General features: G+C 69.6%; 20 protein-coding genes. 13 read left to right on the top strand and 7 right to left on the bottom strand.

Annotated features, from left to right (window positions below; translation table 11 throughout):
• Nucleotides 1-52: 52 nt before the first annotated feature.
• Nucleotides 53-874 carry a transcriptional regulator TbsP gene (gene tbsP, locus LCY71_RS00810; RefSeq protein WP_225334470.1) on the bottom strand — a complete coding sequence of 274 codons (822 nt, stop codon included), beginning with the start codon at nucleotides 872-874 and terminating at the stop codon, nucleotides 53-55.
• Nucleotides 875-1,110: 236 nt separating this feature from the next.
• A complete protein-coding gene (locus tag LCY71_RS00805; protein ID WP_225334469.1) occupies nucleotides 1,111-3,018 on the bottom strand; it encodes a hypothetical protein in 1,908 nt (635 codons plus the stop codon).
• Between the two features lie 299 nt (nucleotides 3,019-3,317).
• Here LCY71_RS00805 and glyA point away from each other — a divergent pair, with 299 nt between their 5' ends.
• The 3 genes from glyA to LCY71_RS00790 all read left to right on the top strand — a co-directional run bounded on the left by glyA (nucleotide 3,318) and on the right by LCY71_RS00790 (nucleotide 6,249).
• Nucleotides 3,318-4,592, top strand: a complete 1,275-nt coding sequence (glyA, locus tag LCY71_RS00800; protein ID WP_225334468.1) for a serine hydroxymethyltransferase — start codon at nucleotides 3,318-3,320, stop codon at nucleotides 4,590-4,592.
• 63 nt (nucleotides 4,593-4,655) lie between these two features.
• A complete protein-coding gene (locus LCY71_RS00795; protein WP_373325141.1) occupies nucleotides 4,656-5,249 on the top strand; it encodes a hypothetical protein in 594 nt (197 codons plus the stop codon).
• Nucleotides 5,250-5,355: 106 nt separating this feature from the next.
• Complete coding sequence (locus LCY71_RS00790; protein ID WP_225334467.1) at nucleotides 5,356-6,249, top strand: bifunctional methylenetetrahydrofolate dehydrogenase/methenyltetrahydrofolate cyclohydrolase; 894 nt, start codon at nucleotides 5,356-5,358, stop codon at nucleotides 6,247-6,249.
• A 32-nt stretch (nucleotides 6,250-6,281) separates the two neighbouring features.
• On the opposite strand, the gene LCY71_RS00785 is transcribed toward LCY71_RS00790, so the two are convergent.
• Nucleotides 6,282-6,998 carry a DUF7117 family protein gene (locus tag LCY71_RS00785; protein WP_225334466.1) on the bottom strand — a complete coding sequence of 239 codons (717 nt, stop codon included), beginning with the start codon at nucleotides 6,996-6,998 and terminating at the stop codon, nucleotides 6,282-6,284.
• Nucleotides 6,999-7,702: 704 nt separating this feature from the next.
• Here LCY71_RS00785 and LCY71_RS00780 point away from each other — a divergent pair.
• Nucleotides 7,703-7,990 (top strand): PadR family transcriptional regulator, encoded by a 288-nt coding sequence (locus tag LCY71_RS00780; protein WP_225334465.1) that lies wholly within the window; start codon nucleotides 7,703-7,705, stop codon nucleotides 7,988-7,990.
• 73 nt (nucleotides 7,991-8,063) lie between these two features.
• Here the strand turns inward: LCY71_RS00780 and LCY71_RS00775 are convergent, their stop codons facing one another.
• Nucleotides 8,064-9,266, bottom strand: coding sequence for an AI-2E family transporter (locus LCY71_RS00775; protein WP_225334464.1), 1,203 nt, complete (start codon nucleotides 9,264-9,266; stop codon nucleotides 8,064-8,066).
• A 136-nt stretch (nucleotides 9,267-9,402) separates the two neighbouring features.
• Here LCY71_RS00775 and LCY71_RS00770 point away from each other — a divergent pair, with 136 nt between their 5' ends.
• Nucleotides 9,403-10,680, top strand: a complete 1,278-nt coding sequence (locus tag LCY71_RS00770; RefSeq protein WP_225334463.1) for an MgtC/SapB family protein — start codon at nucleotides 9,403-9,405, stop codon at nucleotides 10,678-10,680.
• Nucleotides 10,681-10,893: 213 nt separating this feature from the next.
• Here the strand turns inward: LCY71_RS00770 and LCY71_RS00765 are convergent, their stop codons facing one another.
• Nucleotides 10,894-11,223, bottom strand: a complete 330-nt coding sequence (locus LCY71_RS00765; protein WP_225334462.1) for a ribbon-helix-helix protein — start codon at nucleotides 11,221-11,223, stop codon at nucleotides 10,894-10,896.
• Between the two features lie 110 nt (nucleotides 11,224-11,333).
• On the opposite strand from LCY71_RS00765, the gene LCY71_RS00760 reads away from it, so the two are divergent.
• Nucleotides 11,334-12,266, top strand: coding sequence for an HhH-GPD family protein (locus LCY71_RS00760; RefSeq protein ID WP_225334461.1), 933 nt, complete (start codon nucleotides 11,334-11,336; stop codon nucleotides 12,264-12,266).
• A gap of 329 nt (nucleotides 12,267-12,595) precedes the next feature.
• Here the strand turns inward: LCY71_RS00760 and LCY71_RS00755 are convergent, their stop codons facing one another.
• Nucleotides 12,596-13,348: an HFX_2341 family transcriptional regulator domain-containing protein gene (locus LCY71_RS00755; protein WP_225334460.1), complete on the bottom strand. Its 753-nt coding sequence runs from the start codon at nucleotides 13,346-13,348 to the stop codon at nucleotides 12,596-12,598.
• 731 nt (nucleotides 13,349-14,079) lie between these two features.
• On the opposite strand from LCY71_RS00755, the gene LCY71_RS00750 reads away from it, so the two are divergent.
• Both LCY71_RS00750 and LCY71_RS00745 read left to right on the top strand, forming a co-directional pair.
• Nucleotides 14,080-14,577 carry a DUF7344 domain-containing protein gene (locus LCY71_RS00750; protein WP_225334459.1) on the top strand — a complete coding sequence of 166 codons (498 nt, stop codon included), beginning with the start codon at nucleotides 14,080-14,082 and terminating at the stop codon, nucleotides 14,575-14,577.
• A gap of 295 nt (nucleotides 14,578-14,872) precedes the next feature.
• Entirely contained in the window at nucleotides 14,873-15,505 is a 633-nt protein-coding gene (locus tag LCY71_RS00745) for a S26 family signal peptidase (RefSeq protein WP_225334458.1), read from the top strand.
• Nucleotides 15,506-15,741: 236 nt separating this feature from the next.
• Here the strand turns inward: LCY71_RS00745 and LCY71_RS00740 are convergent, their stop codons facing one another.
• Nucleotides 15,742-15,981 (bottom strand): hypothetical protein, encoded by a 240-nt coding sequence (locus LCY71_RS00740; RefSeq protein ID WP_225334457.1) that lies wholly within the window; start codon nucleotides 15,979-15,981, stop codon nucleotides 15,742-15,744.
• Between the two features lie 389 nt (nucleotides 15,982-16,370).
• Between LCY71_RS00740 and LCY71_RS00735 the strand changes: the two genes are divergently transcribed.
• The 5 genes from LCY71_RS00735 to LCY71_RS00715 all read left to right on the top strand — a co-directional run bounded on the left by LCY71_RS00735 (nucleotide 16,371) and on the right by LCY71_RS00715 (nucleotide 20,787).
• Nucleotides 16,371-16,619 carry a hypothetical protein gene (locus tag LCY71_RS00735; protein ID WP_225334456.1) on the top strand — a complete coding sequence of 83 codons (249 nt, stop codon included), beginning with the start codon at nucleotides 16,371-16,373 and terminating at the stop codon, nucleotides 16,617-16,619.
• A 115-nt stretch (nucleotides 16,620-16,734) separates the two neighbouring features.
• Nucleotides 16,735-17,313, top strand: a complete 579-nt coding sequence (locus LCY71_RS00730) for an NADPH-dependent FMN reductase (RefSeq protein WP_225334455.1) — start codon at nucleotides 16,735-16,737, stop codon at nucleotides 17,311-17,313.
• Nucleotides 17,314-17,479: 166 nt separating this feature from the next.
• The gene (locus LCY71_RS00725; RefSeq protein ID WP_225334454.1) at nucleotides 17,480-18,094 is read left to right on the top strand and encodes a YIP1 family protein; all 615 of its coding nucleotides are present in this window, start codon (nucleotides 17,480-17,482) and stop codon (nucleotides 18,092-18,094) included.
• A 26-nt stretch (nucleotides 18,095-18,120) separates the two neighbouring features.
• Nucleotides 18,121-18,384, top strand: a complete 264-nt coding sequence (locus LCY71_RS00720) for a hypothetical protein (protein ID WP_225334453.1) — start codon at nucleotides 18,121-18,123, stop codon at nucleotides 18,382-18,384.
• 183 nt (nucleotides 18,385-18,567) lie between these two features.
• Nucleotides 18,568-20,787, top strand: a complete 2,220-nt coding sequence (locus LCY71_RS00715) for a DHH family phosphoesterase (protein ID WP_225334452.1) — start codon at nucleotides 18,568-18,570, stop codon at nucleotides 20,785-20,787.
• The last annotated feature ends 14 nt before the right edge of the window (nucleotides 20,788-20,801 follow it).

The following is a 20,801-nucleotide window of genomic DNA, read 5'->3' as shown; positions in this document are numbered from 1 at the left end:
TCTTTACGAACGTACAGCCGGCAGTATCAGAAGACGAGTGAGAGTGACCCGATCAGGAGGCGAGCATGCTCTGGGCCACGTTGGCCAGTTCGTCGGTGTCGGCGTCCTGGAGGCGCTCGTCGCCGAGCATCAGGCGCAGGCGCGGGCGGCCGACGTCGATGGGCACCTTCTCGGTGTCGATGAGGCCCATGTCCTCCAGCGTGGTCTTGGTGCGGGAGAAGGTGGCCTTGCTGGCGAGGCCGATGTCCTCGCCCCACTTGCTGATGTCGTACAGCAGTTCGCCGTTCTTGGCGGCCACGAGCAGGCTGATCGTCACTTCGTCGAGACCGTCGCCGTCGCCGCGTGCGGTCTGCAGCGACTCGAGCACGCCGTCGAAGTCGGAGGCGGCGTCCGGCCCGATGTCGGTCTCGAGTGTCTCGCGGACCTGGCTGATCGGCGGCGTCCGCAGCGAGTAGGCCTCGGCGCGCTCCCACTCGTCGGCGTAGTAGTCGTCGGCGCCCCCGACGAAGTCGCCGTCGTCGGTGGTCAGGCCGGCGACCTGCTCGCCGACGTCGACGATGGCGACCACGGAGTCGCCCGTGACCAGCAGGGAGTGGTTCGGCGCGTCCTCCAGCACCTTCAGTTCGAGGAGGCCCTCGTCGACGAGGTCGGCGGCGCGGCTCGCGACGATGAAGTCGTCCATGACGTCCTTCAGCTGTCGATCGGCCGCCAGCAGTCGCACCGTGGGCGGATCCGCGTGCTCGCCCAGCGCGGTGACGAGGTCCCCGATCGCTGCCCGAGAGGGGTTGACAGCGTACACCGGCCCCGACGCGTCGTCGAACACGGTCGCGAGTACGTCGGTGACCTCACGTTCCAGGATCGTATCGGCAGTCATGCTAGTAGTCATGTTGTAGGGAGCCACATTTAATTTTACTGGCCATCTAGGGAGGATATTCGTCAGTCGTACGAAAAGATTACGAAAGCGTCACCAACGTGTACTGGCCCGGTCGCTCGGCGGACAGATGACGGCAGACACGTCGCTCCCCGTCCGCCGCGGGCGACGATCTGTCAAGAAACCGGTCCGGCGCTCCGCAGCGGCGACCACCGCACGACGGCGACGGCCGGGGAGCCTCACCTGAGGCGCTCGACGATCTCGTCCGACCACTTGAGGTCGCCCTCGTGGACGACCGGCAGCGACGCGTCCGAGAGCGCCTCTCGGAGTTCGCCCTCGGAGAGGACCCGTTCGGTCCGGGTGCCGTTGAGCGTCGCGCCCTCGTCGAACGGCAGCGCGTACCGGGCGCCGTTCGAGCGGACGGTGAGGACGTCACAGGAGAGCCGGTAACCGTCCTCGGCCGTCTCGAGGCGGGCGACGACGGGCTGGCGCTGACTCGGGAGCAGCGCGAACGTGCCGTCGCCGACGGTGGCGTAGTCCTTGCCCATCATGATCCGCCGGCGGGCCAGGTCCAGCGCCCGCTGGATGCTGAACCCGTGGGTCAGCAGGCGAGCGAAGGCCGTTCCGACTGTCGCGGCCTGTCGGTCCAGGACCGTCTTGAGGGTCACGGCGCCGGCGACGCCGCCGCGCTCGATGAGCTTCAGCCCCTGCTCGTAGGAGCCGCAGGCGTTCAGGAAGAACGTGGGCGTCCGGACCGCGTCGAGGTCGGCGACGTCGAGCGTGCCGTCGGCGCAGCGGAGCCCGTCGTCCTCGCAGTGACCGATGTAGTGGACGAAGTCGTGTTCCGTCTCGAAGACGCCCGCCAGCTCGGAGCGGGACAGCTCCTCGTGGACCGTCACGTCGATGGGGAGGTCCGCCGCCCCCTCGTCGTAGACGTCGGCCACCGTCGCCCGCTCGTCGCGCATCTCGGCCTCGTTGAGCACGACCGCCACGCGGAGCTCGTCCGCGTCGTCGGTCCACGCGCGGCTGCGGTTCTCGTAGGCCCGGGCGCTGGCCTTGAACGCGTCGATGGGCGTCCCGGGCGCGAGCCAGGCGCTGACTCGGCCCGCGCCGGGCTCGGGCTTGAGGACCGTGCTCCGGGCGCAGTGACCCCGCGTGAGGTAGGCGTCCGTCAGCGTCTCGTCGAGCAGGTCCGTCGCCTCCAGTTCCGAGGCCGCCGGCAGGTAGATCAGGCTCAGGCGGTCCAGCAGGTGCGGCAGACACGGGACCCGATCGGGCTCCGGCGCGGCGTACGTCGAGAGGTGCCAGTCCGGCAGCGACGACGACAGCTCGTCGTCGGGCACCGCCAGGTAGCGCGCCAGCCGCTCGGCCGGCGACAGCGACCGGACCGCTCCGGGGTCCAGCGACGGCGATCCGTCGGGGTCCAGCAGGTCTCGCTCGGGCGACACACGCCGCGTCAGGCAGTCCAGGAAGAACGTCCGCCGGAGCAGGTCGGCGCACTCGCCCTGGAAGTCGGGCAGGCACCCGAACTCGCGGCGGACGCCGGCCGACGGCGCCGCCAGCAGCGGCCGCTCCCGGTCCTCGGGGATCACGTCCGCGCCGAGGTAGTAGGCCAGCGGCGCGGCGACGAACACGGCGTCCAGCGAGCGCGGGACGCGGAACTCGATCCCCGTGTCGGGCGTCTCCGCCTCGATCCGGTCGGGTACGACCGTCTCGGAGTCGAGCTCGACCGACGGCGGCGTGGCCCGGAAGATCGGGTGCGAGCGGGCCGGTGCCGTCGTGTGGTGGGCGCTGGCCATCGCCGTCACGGCCGTCGCCACCCCCTCGGGCGTCGGCTCGACGGTGATCGACCCCCGGTCACCGTCGCCGGGCCAGCCGACGCCCAGCGTCACCGACGTGGGCGCCGAGAACGAGACGACTACCTGCGAGTCCGCCGGCTCGACGGTCGCCGGACCGGTGAAGCGGACGGTCGCCGTCCCGTCGCCGGTCGACGGCGCGTCCGGGCGACACCGGAGCAGGTACTCGCCCTCCGGAAGTTCGGTGGTCGCGTCGACGGGGTATCTCGCCGTGAATCCGACCGCCGAGACGGAGACGTCGTCGCAGAGGACGACCAGCCGCTCGGTCGTTCCCGCGCAGCGCGGCTCCACTCCGGCCGGCAGCTCGTCGGGTCGTTCGGGCTCTCGATCCAGCTGTCGTCGGAGCGACGGGAGGACGCCGGTCGCCGCGTCCGACGCCGCGCCCCAGGCGACGTCGGAAGGTCCGGCCTCTCCCTTCCCCCTCTGTGTTCCCCCCCCAGGGAACCATACGAGACTGTGGTGGACGCGGGTCGACATAATTGTTTCCACACACCTGCAATTTGGTGACACGACGCTTGGGCACGCCGGTCGGGCGCGCCCGACCGCGACCAACCGCCAGTATATTATCGGCCCGGGCGCCAACTCCGGGTATGTACGACGAGCACCTCCGGGCGACGGACCCCGCCGTGGCCGACGCCCTCTCCGGCGAGGTAGAGCGCCAGAACGACACGCTGGCGATGATCGCCAGCGAGAACCACGTCAGCGAGGCCGTTCTCGAGGCCCAGGGCTCGGTCCTGACCAACAAGTACGCCGAGGGCTACCCCGGCGAGCGCTACTACGGCGGCTGCGAGTTCTCCGACGAGGTCGAGGAGATCGCCATCGAGCGCGCCGAGGAACTGTGGGGCGCAGAGCACGTCAACGTCCAGCCCCACGCGGGCTCGCAGGCCAACATGGGCGTCTACCTGGCGATGCTAGAGCCCGGCGACAGGATCCTCTCGCTGGACCTGACCCACGGCGGCCACCTCAGTCACGGCCACCCGGCGAACTTCGCCGGCCAGGTCTACGAGGTCGAGCAGTACGAGATCGATCCGGAGACGGGCTACGTCGACTACGAGGCGCTGCACGAGCACGCCGAGGAGTTCGACCCGGACATCATCGTCTCGGGCTACTCCGCGTACCCGCGCGAGGTCGAGTGGGAGACGATACAGGAGACCGCCGACGCCGTCGACGCCTACCACCTCGCGGACATCGCCCACATCACCGGCCTCGTCGCCGCGGGCGTCCACTCATCGCCCGTCGGCGTCGCCGACTTCGTCACCGGCTCGACCCACAAGACGATCCGCGCGGGCCGCGGCGGCATCATCATGTGCGACGAGGAGTACGCCGACGACGTCGACTCCGCCGTCTTCCCCGGCATGCAGGGCGGCCCCCTGATGCACAACATCGCCGGCAAGGCCGTCGGCTTCGGCGAGGCGCTGCGCCCCGAGTTCACCGACTACGCCGAGCAGACCGTCGCCAACGCGCAGGCGCTCGCCGACCGCCTCCAGGAGCACGGCCTCGAGCTCGTCTCCGGCGGCACCGACAACCACCTCGTCCTGATCGACCTCCGGCCCTCGCACCCGGACACGCCGGGCAAGGACGTCGAGGAGGCGCTCGAGGAGGCCGGCATCGTCCTCAACGCCAACACCGTCCCCGGCGAGACGCGGTCGGCGTTCAACCCCTCCGGCATCCGCGCCGGCACGCCCGCGCTGACCACCCGCGGGTTCGACGAGGACGCCTGCCGCGAGGTCGCCGACCTCATCTACCAGGTCGTCGACGCGCCCGACGACGACGAGGTCGTCGCGGAGGTCTCCGACCGCGTCGACGCCCTCACCGACGAGTACCCGCTGTACGGCGACGACAGCGAAGGCCTCGTCTTCGAGTAATCGTCGACCGAGGGCGGACGCCAGCGGCCGACCTTTTTACGTCGCCGCCGCGTCGCACTGCACGTGACCGACAGGCGACACTTTCTGACCGGACTCGCGGCGGCGACCGCCGCGCTGGCGGGGTGCGGTGGCTCCGACGACGGCGCGGCGGCGACGGACGGAGCGGACTCGCCGGAGGACGCGTCGGCGACCCCGACTGTCGCGACGGAGGACGACACTGCGACTGACGAGTCGACTGACGCTTCCACGGCGACCGACGACACCCGGTCGTCCCCGACGCCGGCGCTGGTCCTCAGAGAGGCCAACGTCGTCGGCGTCGACGTCAGCGACGAGGGCGCCGGCGAGTACCGCTTCGATGTGACCCTGCACCACGATGACGACGGAGAAGACGGCTACGCGAACTGGTGGCAGGTCGAGACCCTCGACGGCGAGCGACTGGGTCGCCGTGACCTCGCGCACGCACACGGGACCCAGGAGTTCACGCGCTCGGCGACCGTCTCGGTCCCCGACGGGACCTCCTGCGTCGCCGTCCGCGGCCACGACCAGATCCACGAGTACGGCGGCCAGGCGATGCTCGTCTCGCTGCCCGGCGGCGCGACGCGGGCGGTCAGGCAGGGCTCTGAACCCGACGACTTCGCCGACGAGCCCTGTCCCTGACGGGAGCGGGCCGCCGACGGCGTCCTCCGGCGATCGACGCCGGTTCCCCACTGTGTCGACAGTGTCATGGTGACGTTTTTACAGCGCGGACGCGCCCGTCTACGTGATGACCGAAATCATCGACGGCAACGAGGTCGCCCAGTCGATCCGCGACGACCTCGTCGACTCGATCGACGCGCTGGCCGACGCCGGCCACCGCCCCACGCTGGCGACGGTGCTGATGAGCGACGACCCCGCGAGCGAGACGTACGTCTCGATGAAGCAGGACGACTGCGAGGAGGTCGGCATCGAGGCCCGGGACGTCGACATCGACCCCGACGCCCCCGCCGACGAGCTGTTCGACACCGTCGACGACCTCAACGCCGACGAGTCGGTCAACGGCATCCTCGTCCAGATGCCCGTGCCGGATCACGTCGACGACCGCGCGGTGCTGGAGCGCATCGATCCCCTGAAGGACGTCGACGGGTTCCATCCGGAGAACGTCGGCAGGCTCGTCGCCGGCGAGGCGCGCTTCCGGCCCTGCACGCCACACGGCGTCCAGAAGCTGCTTTCCGCCGCCGGCGTCGACACCGAGGGCAAGGACGCCGTCGTCGTCGGCCGGTCGGACATCGTCGGCAAGCCGATGGCCAACCTCCTGCTCCAGAAGGCCGACGACGGCAACGCGACGGTGACGGTGTGTCACTCCCGCACCGACGACCTCGCGGCGAAGACCGGCGACGCGGACATCGTGATCGCGGCCGCGGGCGTCCCCGAGATGATCGACGGCGACATGATCGCCGAGGGCGCGACCGTCATCGACGTCGGTGTCAACCGGGTGGACGCCGACAACGAGAAGGGCTACGAGCTGGTCGGCGACGTCGACTTCGAGAGCGCGAGGGAAGTCGCGGGCGTCATCACGCCCGTCCCCGGCGGCGTCGGCCCGATGACCCGCGCGATGCTGCTGTACAACACCGTCAAGGCGACGGGCCTCCAGCACGACGTCGACGTGGACCTGCCCTAGGTCGAGCCGACGCCGATCGGCGGTCCCGCTTCTCAGTCGTCTTCGATCCCTGCCAGCCAGTTGTCCGCCGTTACGAGCGCGCTCTCGTCGCCCTCGGCGACGTACTTCCCGACGTCGCGGACCGCGCGGAGGAGCCGCTCGGCGTCCCGCGGCGAGACGTCGCCGTCCAGCGCCTCCATCCGCTTGCGGTGGTCGCGGGCCCGACCGGACAGCCGCCGTGCGGACTCGTCCGGGTGATCGTCCAGGTACGTCCGGAGGTCGCGCTGGTAGGCCTCGACGGCGGCCGCCATCGCGAGGCCGTGGGGGGCCCGCAGCGAGTCGGGCACCTCCTCGGCGGGCGGGCGCTCGCCGTCGTCGGCGTCGCGGAGCAGCGACAGGAAGTACAGCTCCTCCGCGTCGCCGTGCTTGAGGCCGCGCGCGAACTCGCTGCCGACGTGGCGGACCACCTGCGCGGCTAGGTAGGTGCCGTCGAGGAGCCGGAGGTCGCCGGCGTCGACGAAGCCCCGCTTGCGGACGTACTCGGCCGCGCGCTCGGCGGCGTCCTCGGCGACGCGCCGCAGCGGGTCCTCGTCGATGCGGCTGCGCACCGGCGTCAGGTCGAACGTGGCGGGCGCGTCGGTGTGGCGGGTCCGCTCGTCGACGCCCACGCTGTGCATGCTCCCGCAGTCGGGGCAGACGACGCTCCCGGAGTCGTAGTAGGACCACCGCGTCCCGCAGTCCTTGCACTCGCGGTGTCCGCGGACCTTCATGTCCCATCGTCCGTGGCGACGCCCCAAGTCAATTCCGTGACTGACTCCGCCGGCGCGGCGGCGGCCAGCAGCGCCCGAGCGGCCGAAATCGCAAGCGGCCGGTACGTTTAAGTGGATATGGCTCCACGATCCACGTGACGCTTCGCTTGGAGGGCCGAAGCGTCAGCGGGGACCAATTCAGGGCGGCAAACGGCCGTGCGCTTTTCCGCATGGCCGTTTTCCACTTTGCTTTCGACGTCACGTCTCCCAGCGACGGGTTCGTCGTCGCCGGTGATCGACTCCGCGACCCGTCGGCATCCGGATCGCCTGCGACGAGCCACTGCTCTCGTCAGCCCCGCTGGTCGCCGTTCACCGACAGTCGCCACCAGTCGCCGTTCCCCGTCAGCCGCGCTCGTCGTCCGGTCCGGCGTCCGTCGACGGTTACGTTCCGAACGCCGCCCCGGGCGTTCGTCTGCGTCGACCGAACAGCGTCCGGAGCGGGACCGCCCGACGATCGGCCCGAACCCGAGACGGAGTGCGAGCCGTGGCGCCGTCACATCGCAGTCGTGATGGACAGTTGACTGGATTCGACAGCCCGACACATCAGTTATGTTACTTATCTTGAATCTCCATCTACGGCCCTCGACGGGCGGTCCGGTCGCGTTTGCGGCGGATGCGATATATTTATGCGATTACGACAATAACAGTACGAATAGACTTTACCGATGTACGACCTGACAGGCTTCCAGCGGGACCTCCTGTACGTCATCGCGGGCCGGGAGGAACCACACGGGCTGGCGATCAAAGAAGAGCTGGAAGACTACTACGAGAAGGAAATCCACCACGGGCGCCTCTACCCCAACCTGGACACCCTCGTCGAGAAGGGACTCGTCGAGAAGGGGCAGCGCGACCGGCGGACGAACTTCTACACGCTCACCCGGCGCGGTCGCCGGGAGATCGAGGCGCGCCGCGAGTGGGAAGACCAGTACGTCGAGGTCGAGAGCGAGGCCTGACTGCTATCGTCGAAATTGAACGCGACGATACACTCGGGGACCACCCGAGGCGTCTCTCGACGTGTAGAGCGTTTCAATTTCTACTGTAGTCCGGCGACGCCTCGCCCGACCCGTCGGGAGCGGTTTCTGGACCGGTCGCGTCCGGCGACCCCTCGATTTCTTCGCCCGGCCCGAGCGTTCCGGGGTCGACGGCGTACGGTCTGATCGCCTCGTGAGAGAGCAGTTCCGGGGCGACGATGCGCGCGAAGTGGACCACGAGCACCAGCAGCATCGGCCCCAGGAAGATGCCGTACCAACCCCAGATCAGCGGGCCGAAGATGTAGGCGAACATCAGCGCGCCGGTGTGGAGGCTCCCCCCGGAAACGTAGGGCCGGACGAGCAGGTCCGGGATGGTGTCGACGATGACGAACGCGACCAGCGCGAACATGCCGACGAACCACAGCCCCTCGCCGGCCATGACCCCACGGATGGCCATGTAGATGGCCAGTGGGACGTAGACCAGTTTCATCCCGACGACCGGGATCAGGCTGGCGATGCCGGTCAACAGTCCCACCAGCGCCGGGTACGGGATGGCGACCGTCTCCGTTGGAGCGGCGTACTGGAGCAGGCTGAAGGCGACCGCGCCGACGATGCCCGTGATGATGGCGTTGAGGATGTTGCCGTAGAACACCTTGTCCAGGCTCCGGTCGACCTCGCGGATGTACTGGTCGAGCACGCCCCGCTGGTCCGTGAAGTTGCGAAGCCAGCGGTTGAACCGCGGGCCGTCGCGCAGCAGGTAGAACGCCAGCGCGAGCATCACGAACAGGTGCAGCAGACCGGTCCCGAGGACGGCGAGGTAGCCGACCGCGCTCTCGAGCGTCGTCGAGACAGTGCCGGCGTCGACGCCGCTCAGCACGGTCGCGGGGTCGGGGAAGCCGGCGGGCTCGCCCGTGTACGGCTCCGCAAGGTCGAGCAGCGGCTGGAGCTGTTCCGATCCGCCGTTGAGGTCGTCCGCGAACGTCGAGAGCTGTCCGACGGCGACGATCAGCGTGTAGATCAGCAGGGCCAGCGCGGGCAGCGCCAGCAGCAGCAGCGAGGCCGCCGCGGCGACGCTGGGCGGGCCGATCCGCTGTCGTACTCGCCGGTAGAGCCGCCGGGTCGCGTAGTAGAGGAACAGGCCGAACACGAACGTTCCGACGAAGGCGTAGCCCACCACGAACAGCGCCGCGACCAGTACGGCGCCGAACGCGATCCAGGCGGCGCGCGCCCAGTCGACGTCGAATTCGAACTCGACCATGCGGCCGGCTTCACGTCACGTCACCAAAAGATACGGGGGCGCACAGATCACCTCCCGAGCGGCGCGTCGTTCCCGAGGAGGGCTCGACGAACCGACAGCGGCACCGTTTACGTGGGCCGGCCACGTAGCGCCGACAGTGTCGGGATTAGCACAGCTCTCGGCGGTGCCGGCCGACGCGGACGTCGTGCGAATCGTCCTCGCGGGCGCGCTGGGGATGTTCCTCGGGTTCGAGCGGGAGTGGTCTCACAAGGCCGCCGGGGTCCGGACGTTCGCCCTGATCAGCCTGCTGGCTGCCGTATTCACCGTCACGGAGTCCGAGCTGCTGCTGGTCGTCGGCGGCTTGCTGGTCATCGTCCAGGGCGTCCTGCTGGCAGTGCAAGGGCTGCTGGCAGACGAGGACGAGCACGAGGGGCTGGCGCTGACCACGTCCGTCTCGATGCTGGTGGCCTACGGCGTCGGTGCACTGGTCGCCGGCGGATTCGTCCTCGAGGGCGTGACAGTGGCCGTGCTGTCGTCGCTGCTGCTGGTCCTCAAGCGGGAGCTCCACCGGTTCGCGTGGGGACTGAGCCGCTCGGAACTGCGGTCGGCCTCGGAGTTCGCCATCCTCGCGTTCGTCGTCTATCCGCTCCTGCCGGCCGAGCCGCTGGAGACGACCGTCGCCGGCCTCCCGCTGGAGGTGGAACTGCGGGTCGTCTGGCTGATGGTCGTCACCGTCGCGGGCATCGGCATCGTCAACTACGGCGTGGTCCAGACCTACGGCGGCCGGGGCATCGCCGTCACCGGGTTCTTCGGCGGGCTGGCCTCGTCGACGGCCGTCGTCGGCACGATGCTCGACCACGTCGACCAGCGGCCCGAGGCCACGTCCTACGCCGTGGCGGCCATCCTGCTGGCCGACGCGGCGATGGCCGTTCGGAACCTCGTCATCGCCGTCGCCTTCACGTTCCAGCGCGGCGTGCTCGTCGAGGCTGTCGCGCCGCTGGGCGCCGTGGTCCTCGGGAGCGTCGCCGTCGCCGCCTACACCGCCGACTGGCGCCAGTCCGTCGACATGGACCTCGACAGCCCCTTCTCGATGCGCAACGCCCTGGTCTTCGGCGCCGTCTTCCTGATCGTGCTCGTCGCCGGCGCGGCCGCCCAGGGCCTGTTCGGCAACGCCGGCCTGTACGTCACCTCCGCACTCGCGGGGCTGGTCTCCAGCGCCGGCGCGACCACGAGCGCCGTCCTCCTGTACCGCGGGGGCGGCATCAGCGCCGGCACTGCCACCCTCGCCGTCCTCGTCGCGACGGCCTCCAGCATCGTCGTCAAGGCCGGCCTGACCGCCGCCAGTTCCAACCGGGAGTTCACCTACCGCGTCGCCGTCTGGAGCGGCGCGCTGCTGGTCGGCGCGACGGTCGTGACGCTGGCGGCGACGCTGTGACCCACGCCCGTGTCGTTGACACGAACTCGCTCAATGGCCGCGAGCGCGTCTCGTCGCGCGAGTCGGGGACGGGCAGGTCAGCCGTCAAGCATACCGCGGCGCGAAGCGCCGCGGTTTCACTCGCGAGCGCCTCCGGCGCTCGCGAGGCGTTTTTCGCCCACGTTTTTGCAAGGGGGGTCGCCTGCGGCGACCCCCTGCAGCAAAAAGGTGGTCTCAGAATTGGTAGCGCCGATCGTCTTTCTGCTGGGCCTGCGGGAACTGGTCGGCCCCGGTCATCTCGTCGAAGGTCATCCCCGTGAGGTACTCGTCGTACGTGCACTCGTAGGCCGAGCGCAGGTGGAAGTCGAGGTTCCCCGTCTCGACGGCCGACTGGAACAGCATGTGGACGGCACGGCGGACGAGTTCGTCCTCGTCGTCCGGTTCCAGCGCCGCGGATAGCATCGCCAGTTCGTTGCGCGTCTCCCGGTCCAGCGAGACGGTCAGGTCGTCGCCGAGGTCGGCGTAGCGGGCCTCGACGTCGTCGGCGAGGTCGTCCAGTGACATGCCCGAAACCAGTGCCACCGGGCGGAAGGACCTTACGGGTCACCTGCGGTGGTGGTCGGGCGGACCGAGAACCGCAGGAGACAAGCCGGGCGGTCGGGTACGGAGGGCCGATGACCGACCTGCCGGGGAGCGTGCCCGGGGACCGCGAGGCGGTCCGGGACGCGCTGGTGGCGTGGTACGAGGACGACCACAGGGAGTTCCCGTGGCGGCGGACCGACGACCCCTACGAGATTCTCGTCTCCGAGGTGATGAGCCAGCAGACCCAGCTGGGACGGGTCGTCGAAGCGTGGGAGGCCTTCCTGGAGCGGTGGCCGACGGCCGCGGACCTCGCGGCGGCCGACCGAGCCGACGTGGTCGCGTTCTGGACCAGCCACTCGCTGGGGTACAACAACCGGGCGAAGTACCTCCACGAGTCGGCGCGGCAGGTGACCGAGGGCGAGGTCGAGGGCTTCGAACCGGGCGAGTGGCCCCGGTCGCCCGAGGCGCTGCAGGAGCTCCACGGTGTCGGGCCCTACACCGCCAACGCCGTGGCCTCGTTCGCGTTCAACGAGGGGGACGCCGTGGTCGACACCAACGTCAAGCGGGTACTGTACCGCGCGTTCGACGTGCCGGACGACGACGCTGCCTTCGAGGCGGTGGCGCGGGCGCTCATGCCCGAGGGCGAGTCCCGGATCTGGAACAACGCCATCATGGAACTGGGCGGGGTGGCATGCGAGAAGGCGCCCGCCTGCGACGGGGAGTCCTGTCCCTGGCGCGAGTGGTGCCACGCCTACGAGACGGGCGACTTCACCGCGCCGGACGTCCCCACACAGCCCGAGTTCGAGGGGAGCCGCCGCCAGATGCGGGGCCGGGTGATCTCGACGCTGAAGGAGTACGACGAGCTCCTTCTCGACGACCTCGGCCCGCGCGTGCGGGTGGACTACGCGCCGGACGGCGAGCACGGTCGGGAGTGGCTCCGCGGCCTCCTCTCTGACCTGTCCGACGACGGCCTCGTCGAGACGGACGAGCGGGACGGCGAGACGGTCGCGCGGCTCCGGCGGTAGCTCATCTTTCGAGAACGGAGCCGGTCCGTCGGTCGATACCGGGCTCGTGCGGGCAGAGAAGTCGCCCCGTCGCTTCCTGCGCCGAACGCCTGCCTGCGGCACGCAGGTCGGCAGGCGTGAGTGGAGGGCCGAAAGGGAGGACCGGGCGGCGAAGTGCCCGCGACCTGCGCACCTGAACGTTCCCGTGACGGGTTGGTAATTTCTACCCGGATACTATCTATACTATCAGTATCATCTGCACTATCTATACTATCCTCGTCACTCCGACTGACGATACCGTCGCGACTGCGAGAGCGGGGCGGGCGGCGACGAGAGGGAGCCGTGGCCGGTCAGGCGTCGGTTCGCAGCTTGTGGCGGAACGCGTGGAGGACGTTTCGGCCAGTCTCGGTGAGGCGGACCTGCTTCTGTCGCCCGACGGTCTCGACCTCGATGTATCCGTCGGCCGCTAGCGGGTCGACGACGTTGGCGTTCAGCAGCGCGAACTTGGCCTTGTCGTTGGTCGGGTCCGACTCGGTGATGAAGGAGAGCCCCTCGGACTCCGCGAACTCGATGAGGTCGGACTTCTTCGCGGTGTAGCGGGCGGTGTTGCGCTCGTCGAGGTAGTCGAGAATCGCCACCTGATCGCGCGAGACGGCCTCGATCGGGTAGGACGGGAGGACCTCGTCCTCGCGCATGCCCCGCGTCCGCGGGCGGTCGTCCAGGTCGGGGACGTGCTCCTCGACGCGGACGTAGTAGGCCGTCGCGTCCGTGGCCATGCAGGCGATGGCGCTCCCGATGGCGGCGAGCGTGCCGCCGCTGGAGACGTTCACGCGGACGACGTCGTCGCCGTGTTCCGCGGCGACAGTCGTCACGACCGCGAGCACGTCGTACAGGTCCGACAGGTCGGCTTCCCGGAAGCGCACTGTCCGGCCGTCTTCCTCCAGTTCATCGAGGAGCGCTTCCTGATACGGCGTCAGTCCCCGGTCGCGACCCCCCTCGTTCAGCAGGTAGACGACGTCGGCGTCGTGTTTGCGGATCGGCTCGAGGATCCGGTCGTGCTCGTACCCCAGCGGCACGACGTGTACTTCGTCGATGGTCCGCATGGCGACGTGACCGCCCGCGACCGCCGAGAGCGTTTCGGATGGGCAGCGCCCCGGTCGCACCGTCCCTCTCACCGCGCCTCGCTGTACGGGCGCGTAATCGCCTCCCAAAGGCGCTTTAATCCGGGGATTCGTGCGTTGTGTTTCAGGTTTCCCGCGGCCGGTCGCCGTTACGCCCGCCGGCCCTCTCGACACCGTCGTGAGGCACGCAGGGACCAACCGTCCGAAACATCTCGTTCAGCCGACCTGAACGGCCCGGTTTGCGCTCGACTACCGGTCTCCCGCTCCGAAATACCGCTCGCTAGCAGCCGACGGGGGGCGTTATAGGGCAATCGTACGACGGGCAAATATTACGGACTTCGTTCGCGGTAAGTTATGAACGGGCCGTCCCCGCATCAAAGGTTCGTTTGGTGAGCTGACTGCTCCGCTGCGAAGTCTTTCCAAACTCATACTAAAGTATTCCTCTAGTGAGGCCCCTTCATATGGGATCGAGACTGCAGTTGCGGACGCCACGGCGGAGCGGACGGCCGCTCCCTCGACAGTGGAGCCGGTACGACGTATGCGGGACGGGAAGCGTCAGTCCAGCTCGACGGTCGCAGCCCGGACGGACGACGGATCGGCTCTTCACGGCGAGCGCCGCGAGGACGGATCGGGGTGAGGGCGACGGCTCCCCGTCCGGTGCGGGGCTGCTCACGTCGGGGCCGGATCGCAGACCCGAGTCGGACCCGCCGTCGGTGCGGACGGCGGACCTCCCCCTCGAAGAGTTCTGCCACAACGAGCTGTTCGACCTGATGGGGAACGAGCGCCGGCGATACATCCTCTGTTTTCTCGTGTCGGCGGACAGACCCGTCGCGGCGAGCCGGATCGCCGAACAGATCGCGATATGGGAGAACGACGCCTCGCACGAACAGGTGTCCTCGAACGAGTACCAGAGCGTCTACAACTCCCTCTACCAGTCGCACTTCCCCAGGCTCGAGCGAGCGGGGCTCGTCGAGTACGACAGGTCGGACAACTTGGTCCATCCGCGGGAGCGCCTCGAACAGATCGAGCAGCTGGTCGACTTCGTGTCGCGGGACGACGGCGCGTCGATCACCGGCGCCCACGTGCTTGGAACCAGTCTGCTGTTCGGAAGCGCGTTAACGGGGTCGTTCGTCCTCCTCGACGATCCGATCGCCTCGATCGCGCTGCTGCTGCTCGCCGTCAGCGCCGTCGCCGTGGGGTGGGCGCTGTGACGGGGCGGCCGACCGGAACGGGGAGTGGTCCGGGACGGTTGTACGTGGGACTCGGGGCGGCGACGACCGCCGGGAACGACGACGCTATAGCGGGCAACGCCGCGCCTGATCCCGGCTCCGGGCCGACCGCTCGACGCCCGAGCGGTTCCGATTCCGCGGGCTTCTGGGACTCCCCGCTGGACCCGTTCGCGGGCCGGCCGGGGGGCGCCGCAGAGACTACCCTTCCCCGGGCCAGCGGCGCTCGCCGGCCCAACTGCTGCCGGGGAACGGGACTGTTAACGGCGGTGAGGCTTCAGTGAACGGGGACGGAGAGCGCGGGGGAGTGACGGAGCGCGTCGTCGCGTCGGAGAACACGGTCGCCCAGATCGCCCGGGACGTCGCCGTCGCCGTCGGCACCGTCGTCGGACTGCTGCTGTTCGCGACCAGCGGGGTGTGGCCGCCGCTGGTCGCCGTCGAGAGCGGTAGCATGGAACCGCATCTGCAGCGGGGGGACGTGGTCTACGTCAGCGAGCCCGGGCGGTACGCGCCGGGCGACGGCGTCCGCGGTACGGGGGTCGTCACGCTCGAAGCCGCCGGCGAGACCGGCTACCAGTCGATCCAGCGTCCGGGGTCCGTCGTCGTCTACGAGCGCCCCGGCGCGACCGGATCGCCGATCATCCACCGCGCCGTGTTCTGGGTCGAGGAGGGCGAGAACTGGTACGACGAGGCGGACTCAGACCACCTGCGCGCCGACGGCTGTCGGGAGCTGGCGAACTGCCCGGCCCCGAACGCCGGATTCGTCACGAAGGGCGACGCGAACGGGTTCTACGATCAGGCGGCCGGCGTGCGCCCCGTCCGCCCCGAGTGGATCAGGGGGACCGCTCACGGCCGCGTTCCCCACCTCGGACGGATCCGACTGCTTCTCGGCTTCACGTCCGTCGGCCAGTAACGACCTGGTCGGCGGGGAGTCACGACCTCGAATCACGACGGTTCCGGCTGCGGCGGTGGACGCGTCGCTCCGGGTTTGCCCGTCGACGTGCCGAGCGCGGTCGCTCTGAACGAGGGCGACCCGTTCCGGGATGGCCGAACGGTCGCGGCTCGGGCGAAGCGGGCCGCGTAGACTATCGATGCGACTGTCCGCGGACCGGGCGAAAAATGGTGGAAACGCGTCGCGGGCGCTGTCGATTAGCCGAGCACGTCGCCAGCCCCGTAGTTACCGCCGACGTCCGCGCCGATCGACTGTTCACCGCCGAGGTTCAGGGCGTTCACGGCGATGGAGGTGACCAGGTTGGCGATGTTTCCGTTGAGTTCGACGAGGCTGGTGTCGGTGATCGTGTCCTGTGCGGCTGCCGTGCCCGCGAAGCCGCCGCCGACCATCGCAGTGGCGACGACCAGCGCGAGCAGCGTCCGGAGTGCTTTGTTCATCGTGTATCACCAGTGCGCGGGCGGAAGCGACCACAGGGCCCCGAATCGGATCCGACCTCGCCGCTGGGGCGCCGGATCCGCGCGGCCCGTGGATGCCTGCCTCGTCCGGCGCTCCGCCCGGATTGGCGTACTGACCCACGGGCGATTAGTATAAGCAATATGCTATAATCAAAAGTGACGTTCAGGCAATCAACGGCGTTATTTATCGAGTGTCGTTATTTAAATAACAAATTGTATATGTATACTCTCGCCTGAGCACGGGGATCGCCGCTCAAACGAACCTCTAGTCCGTCCCTTTCGGACTGATCCCCCCGTTTGACGCGGAAAACGTCGTGTTCGAACCGGATTTCGAGCACATAACAATGGAACCGGGGCCGTTCGACTGGCGTATGACGAAACGGGCGTACACATCGCTGGTGCTGGCGGCGGTACTGCTCGCCGGGGCGCAGGTCGGCAGTGCACAGTTCCGGACCGCTGACCCCGCGGTCGACGTGGGGGCGTCGGTGATCGGCGCGGAGTCTCAGGGCCTGCTCCAGCCCGACCCGCACTGCCCGCGGTCGGTGGCGCACTGCTACCCGCCGCTGGAGTGTCTCGATTCGGGCGACGGACCCCTCGAAGCCAGTTGCTTCAGGGAGTGACCCGCCCCGTTCAAGGCGGGTGCACCGCCGACGATGCGCCCAGAACCGTCCGTGCGGAGCGGAGCGACGCGGCTTCGCCCCAGCCTCTATTGACGAGAGGCGCGAACGATGGGGCATGACGGACACGCACGTCGTGGCCATCTGCGGCAGCCTGCGCGAGGAGAGCTACACCAGGCGGGCGTTGCGGATCGCGCTGGCGGCCGCAGGCGAGGCCGGCGCGAGCACCGAGCTACTGGACCTGCGCGAGTGGGACCTGCCCGTCTTCGACGCCGACGAGAAGGACGCCGGGGAGGCCGAGCAGTTCCGCCAGCAGGTACAGGCCGCCGACTCGATCGTGCTCGGGACGCCCGTCTACCACGGCTCCTACGCGACGCCGCTGAAGAACGCGCTGGACTACTGCGGCTTCGACGAGTTCGAGAAGAAGACCGTCGGCCTCCTCTGCGTCGCCGGCGGGAGCTTCCCCATCACCGCACTGGATCACCTCCGGTCGGTCTGCCGCTCGCTGGACGCCTGGGTCATCCCCCACCAGGCGGCCATCCCCCGCGCCTCGAACGCCTTCCGCGGCGACGAACTGACCGACGAGACGACCGAGGACCGCGTGCAGACGCTGGGACGCGAGGCCGTCCACTACGCCAACATCGAACCGGACCCTGCCAGTCTGGAGAGCAGCGAGAATCCGGGCGCCGACGACTGACACGGCGAGCGCGACGGCGCGATCCGTCAGTGGTCGGGGCAGCCGACGGCTGATCTGTCGGGCCGTTGCCCGCGACGCCCGTCCCGACGCCCCTTTGTACGACCGGCGGCAATCTCACGGAGATGACCGCGAGCGACCGGGAACTCGGCCGCCGGGGGTGGCGGTCGTGACCCAGTGGGTCGAGAATCCGACGGGCGGGCGCGACCGCGGGCCGGTCGCGCTCGTCCGCGCGTGGTTCGAGGTGCTCGCCCGTCCGCGGCGGTTCTTCCGGACGGGCGTCGGTCCGGGCGACCAGGCGCCCGGGCTGGTGTTCGCCGCGACAGTCGTGCTCCTCGAAGAGGGGAGCCGGTTCGCCCTCACGGCGCTGGCCGAGCGGGGTCGCGTCTCGCTGGCTCCCTTCCCGTATCCCGTGATCGGCGACCTCTCGCCGGCGGCGGCCGCGCTGCTGCTGCTGGCTACAGTCGTCTTCGTCGCGCCCGCCGCGCTCCACCTCACCACCGCGGTCCAGACGCTGCTGCTGGCGCCGGTCGCGCCCGACCGCGGCGGCATCAGCGAGACCGTGCAGGTCCTGGCCTACGCCACCGCGCCCTGCGTGGTGGCGGGGCTGCCGATTCCGGCGGTGCGCGTCCTCGCGGCGCTGTGGGGCGGGGCGCTGTACGTCGTCGGGACGAGCGTCGTTCACGACCTCTCGCTGCCGCGCGCGGCCGCCGTCGCCGCGCTGCCGGCGCTTCTGGTGTTCGGCTACGGCTTCCGGGGGGTCGCTGCTGTCGGCTACCTTTAACGGTCCCGGCCGCCCACCGTCGAGACATGCTCACGCTCGACCTCGACCAGTTCGCCTTCGAGCTCACGGACGGCGCCGTCCAGCACGTCGGCGCGTCGAACACGGACGCCTCGGCGACGCTGTACGACGTCACCGGCATCGACGTCCGCGAGTACGGGGATCGCCGTGTCAAACTCGCTTTCGAGGACGACGAGGGCAACGACGTGACCGTCGCGCTCGACCCGGAGCAGGCCAGGGAGGTCGCCCGCGGCGTCGAGATGCTCGAGGAGGACAGCCCGGTCTTCGAGTGACCGGTCGTCACCGCGGCGAGTCTCGAAAACCTCCTTCAGGGGCGGATCTCCCGGTCGTTCCGTCTGACACCCCGTTCTAGTCGCGGATCGCTCGACGGCGGCGGATCGGCCCGGCGAGCGACCGGCCACGGGGCGACAGCGATTCCGACAACCGTTTTAGTGCCGGCCCACTTGCATCGGCCAATGGGTTCGTGTATCATCTGCGGGAAGTCTGTGGACGGTCACATCTGTGACCTCCACGAGGAGGACGTCCTGTTCGAGTTCAGGGGCGACAACCCCGACCAGCTATCGGTGAATCGATACTATCGCGGCACCGTCGACGGCTTCGCCGAGTTCGGCGTCTTCGTCGACATCGGCGACCGAGTGACCGGCCTCCTGCACAGGAGCGAACTGGACCAGCGGCTCGACTCGCTGGACTGGGAGCCGGGCCAGACGGTCTACGTCAAGGTCAAGAACGTCCGCGACAACGGCAACGTCGACCTCGGCTGGTCCATCCGCCAGTCCGAGCGGGAGTTCCGCGGCACGCTCGTCGACGACCCCGAGTTCGACCACGCCCGCCTCGCCGAGGAGGTCGACGAGGGAAATGAAGACAGTGAGGGCGAGCGCAGCGACCCCTCAAGCACCGCGAGCGGCGGGAGTGAGCGACAGGCGAGCGACGGTAGCGGCGACGCCGCCGACACCGAGGACGACGCGGACGCCGAGGTCGAGGCCCGTCAGCCCGACGTCGATGCCGGCGAGACGACGGAGAGCCGCGTGAGTCGGGCCGACACCGACCAGCGCGCCGAGCAGAGCGCCAGCGTCGTCGGCGAAGGCTCCGCCGAACCGGAGGCCGACGCCGGGGCCGTCGTCGAGGAGCGGACCGAGGAGACCGAAGCGGAAGCGGCGACGGACGGAGAGGAGCGCCCGCACGCCCGTGTCGAGGACCTCGGGGACCGCGTCGGCGACGACGTCCGCCTCGAGGGTGAGGTCGTCGGCGTCCGCCAGACGAGCGGTCCGACGGTGTTTCAGGTGCGCGACGAGACCGGCACCGTCGACTGCGCCGCCTTCATCGAGGCGGGCGTCCGCGCCTACCCCGACGTGGTCGAGGACGACGTCGTCCGACTGGACGGCGAGGTCCGCCGGCGCCGCGGCGAGATTCAGGTCGAGACCGAGGCGCTCGACGTCCTCGACGACGAGGAGCGCAGCGAGGTCGAGCAGCGCATGGCCGACGCGCTGGACGAGCGCGCCCGGCCCAGCGCCGTCGAGCCGCTGGCCGACGACCCCGCAATCGACGCGCTGAGCGACGAGCTGATCGACGCCGCGACCGCCGTCCGGAAGGCCGTCATCACCGACCGGCCGGTCATCGTCCGTCACTCCGCCACCGCGGACGGTTACGCCGCCGGCGTCGCGCTGGAGCGGGCGACGCTCCCGCTGGTCGGAGAAGAGCACCGCCAGTCCGACGCCCAGTACCACTACTTCGACCGTCGGCCGCTGGAGGGCGGCGTCTACGACATGAACGACGCCACCAAGGACGCCACGAACATGCTGGAGAACCGGGAGCGCCACGACGAGAAGCTCCCCCTGTTCGTGTTCGTCGCCGCCGGCAGCACCCGCGAGAGCATCGACGGGTTCGAGCTGCTTGACGTGTACGGCGCACCCCGCGTCGTCGTCGACGACGCCGTGGCCGACGACGAGGTCGCCGACGCCGTCGAGACGCTCGTGAGCCCGTCGGTGGCCGACGCGCCGCCGACCACGACGACCGCGCTGGCCGCCAACGTCGCCGCCCACGTCAACGAGGAGGTCCGCGACGACCTCGTCCACCTGCCCGCCGTGAGCTTCTGGGACGACACGCCAGAGCAGTACCTCTCGGCCGCCGCCGAGGCCGGCTACGACCCCGAGGCCATCGACCAGCTCCGCGAGGCCGTCGCACTGGAGGCCTATTACCAATCCTACGAGGACAAGCGCGAGCTGATCATCGACCTCCTGTTTGGCGACGACGACGAGGACGTCACCGGACTGGCCGGCAACGTCGCCGAGCAGTTCCGGACGAAGCTCCAGACCGAGGTCGACACCGCCGTGGCCAACCTCGACGAGGAGGCCGTCGGCGGCGCCGACATCGCCGTCCTCGACACGGACGCGTTCACTCACCGGTTCGACTTCCCGCCGGAGACGCTCCTGCTGGACGAGCTGTACCGCCAGGAGGGCGACGGCGTGGACGCGCTGGTCGGCGTCGACGAGGACACGCTGTACGTCCGCTCCGACGCGGACGTGGACGTCCACGACCTGGCCGACGAGGTGGCCGAGCAGGTCCCCGAGGCCGGCGTCGGCGCCCGCAGCGCCCGCGAGGGATCCATCCGCTTCCTCGCCGGCGAGCGCGACGCCGTGCTCGACGCCGCGCTGGCCGCCGTCGCCGACCGCGTGTGAACGGCTAGCAGACG

The sequence above is a fragment of the Halomicrobium urmianum genome (genome assembly GCF_020217425.1).
Lineage (GTDB): Archaea > Halobacteriota > Halobacteria > Halobacteriales > Haloarculaceae > Halomicrobium > Halomicrobium urmianum.
This window is presented reverse-complemented; position numbering and strand designations above follow the sequence as displayed.

What these genes read in the sequence shown, in the direction of transcription:
- tbsP (WP_225334470.1), bottom strand. Translation starts at nt 874, where the DNA reads ATGACTGCCGATACGATCCTGGAACGTGAGGTCACCGACGTACTCGCG.
- glyA (WP_225334468.1), top strand. Translation starts at nt 3,318, where the DNA reads ATGTACGACGAGCACCTCCGGGCGACGGACCCCGCCGTGGCCGACGCC.
- LCY71_RS00790 (WP_225334467.1), top strand. Translation starts at nt 5,356, where the DNA reads ATGACCGAAATCATCGACGGCAACGAGGTCGCCCAGTCGATCCGCGAC.
- LCY71_RS00785 (WP_225334466.1), bottom strand. Translation starts at nt 6,998, where the DNA reads ATGAAGGTCCGCGGACACCGCGAGTGCAAGGACTGCGGGACGCGGTGG.
- LCY71_RS00780 (WP_225334465.1), top strand. Translation starts at nt 7,703, where the DNA reads ATGTACGACCTGACAGGCTTCCAGCGGGACCTCCTGTACGTCATCGCG.
- LCY71_RS00775 (WP_225334464.1), bottom strand. Translation starts at nt 9,266, where the DNA reads ATGGTCGAGTTCGAATTCGACGTCGACTGGGCGCGCGCCGCCTGGATC.
- LCY71_RS00765 (WP_225334462.1), bottom strand. Translation starts at nt 11,223, where the DNA reads ATGTCACTGGACGACCTCGCCGACGACGTCGAGGCCCGCTACGCCGAC.
- LCY71_RS00760 (WP_225334461.1), top strand. Translation starts at nt 11,334, where the DNA reads ATGACCGACCTGCCGGGGAGCGTGCCCGGGGACCGCGAGGCGGTCCGG.
- LCY71_RS00755 (WP_225334460.1), bottom strand. Translation starts at nt 13,348, where the DNA reads ATGCGGACCATCGACGAAGTACACGTCGTGCCGCTGGGGTACGAGCAC.
- LCY71_RS00740 (WP_225334457.1), bottom strand. Translation starts at nt 15,981, where the DNA reads ATGAACAAAGCACTCCGGACGCTGCTCGCGCTGGTCGTCGCCACTGCG.
- LCY71_RS00735 (WP_225334456.1), top strand. Translation starts at nt 16,371, where the DNA reads ATGACGAAACGGGCGTACACATCGCTGGTGCTGGCGGCGGTACTGCTC.
- LCY71_RS00730 (WP_225334455.1), top strand. Translation starts at nt 16,735, where the DNA reads ATGACGGACACGCACGTCGTGGCCATCTGCGGCAGCCTGCGCGAGGAG.
- LCY71_RS00720 (WP_225334453.1), top strand. Translation starts at nt 18,121, where the DNA reads ATGCTCACGCTCGACCTCGACCAGTTCGCCTTCGAGCTCACGGACGGC.
- LCY71_RS00715 (WP_225334452.1), top strand. Translation starts at nt 18,568, where the DNA reads ATGGGTTCGTGTATCATCTGCGGGAAGTCTGTGGACGGTCACATCTGT.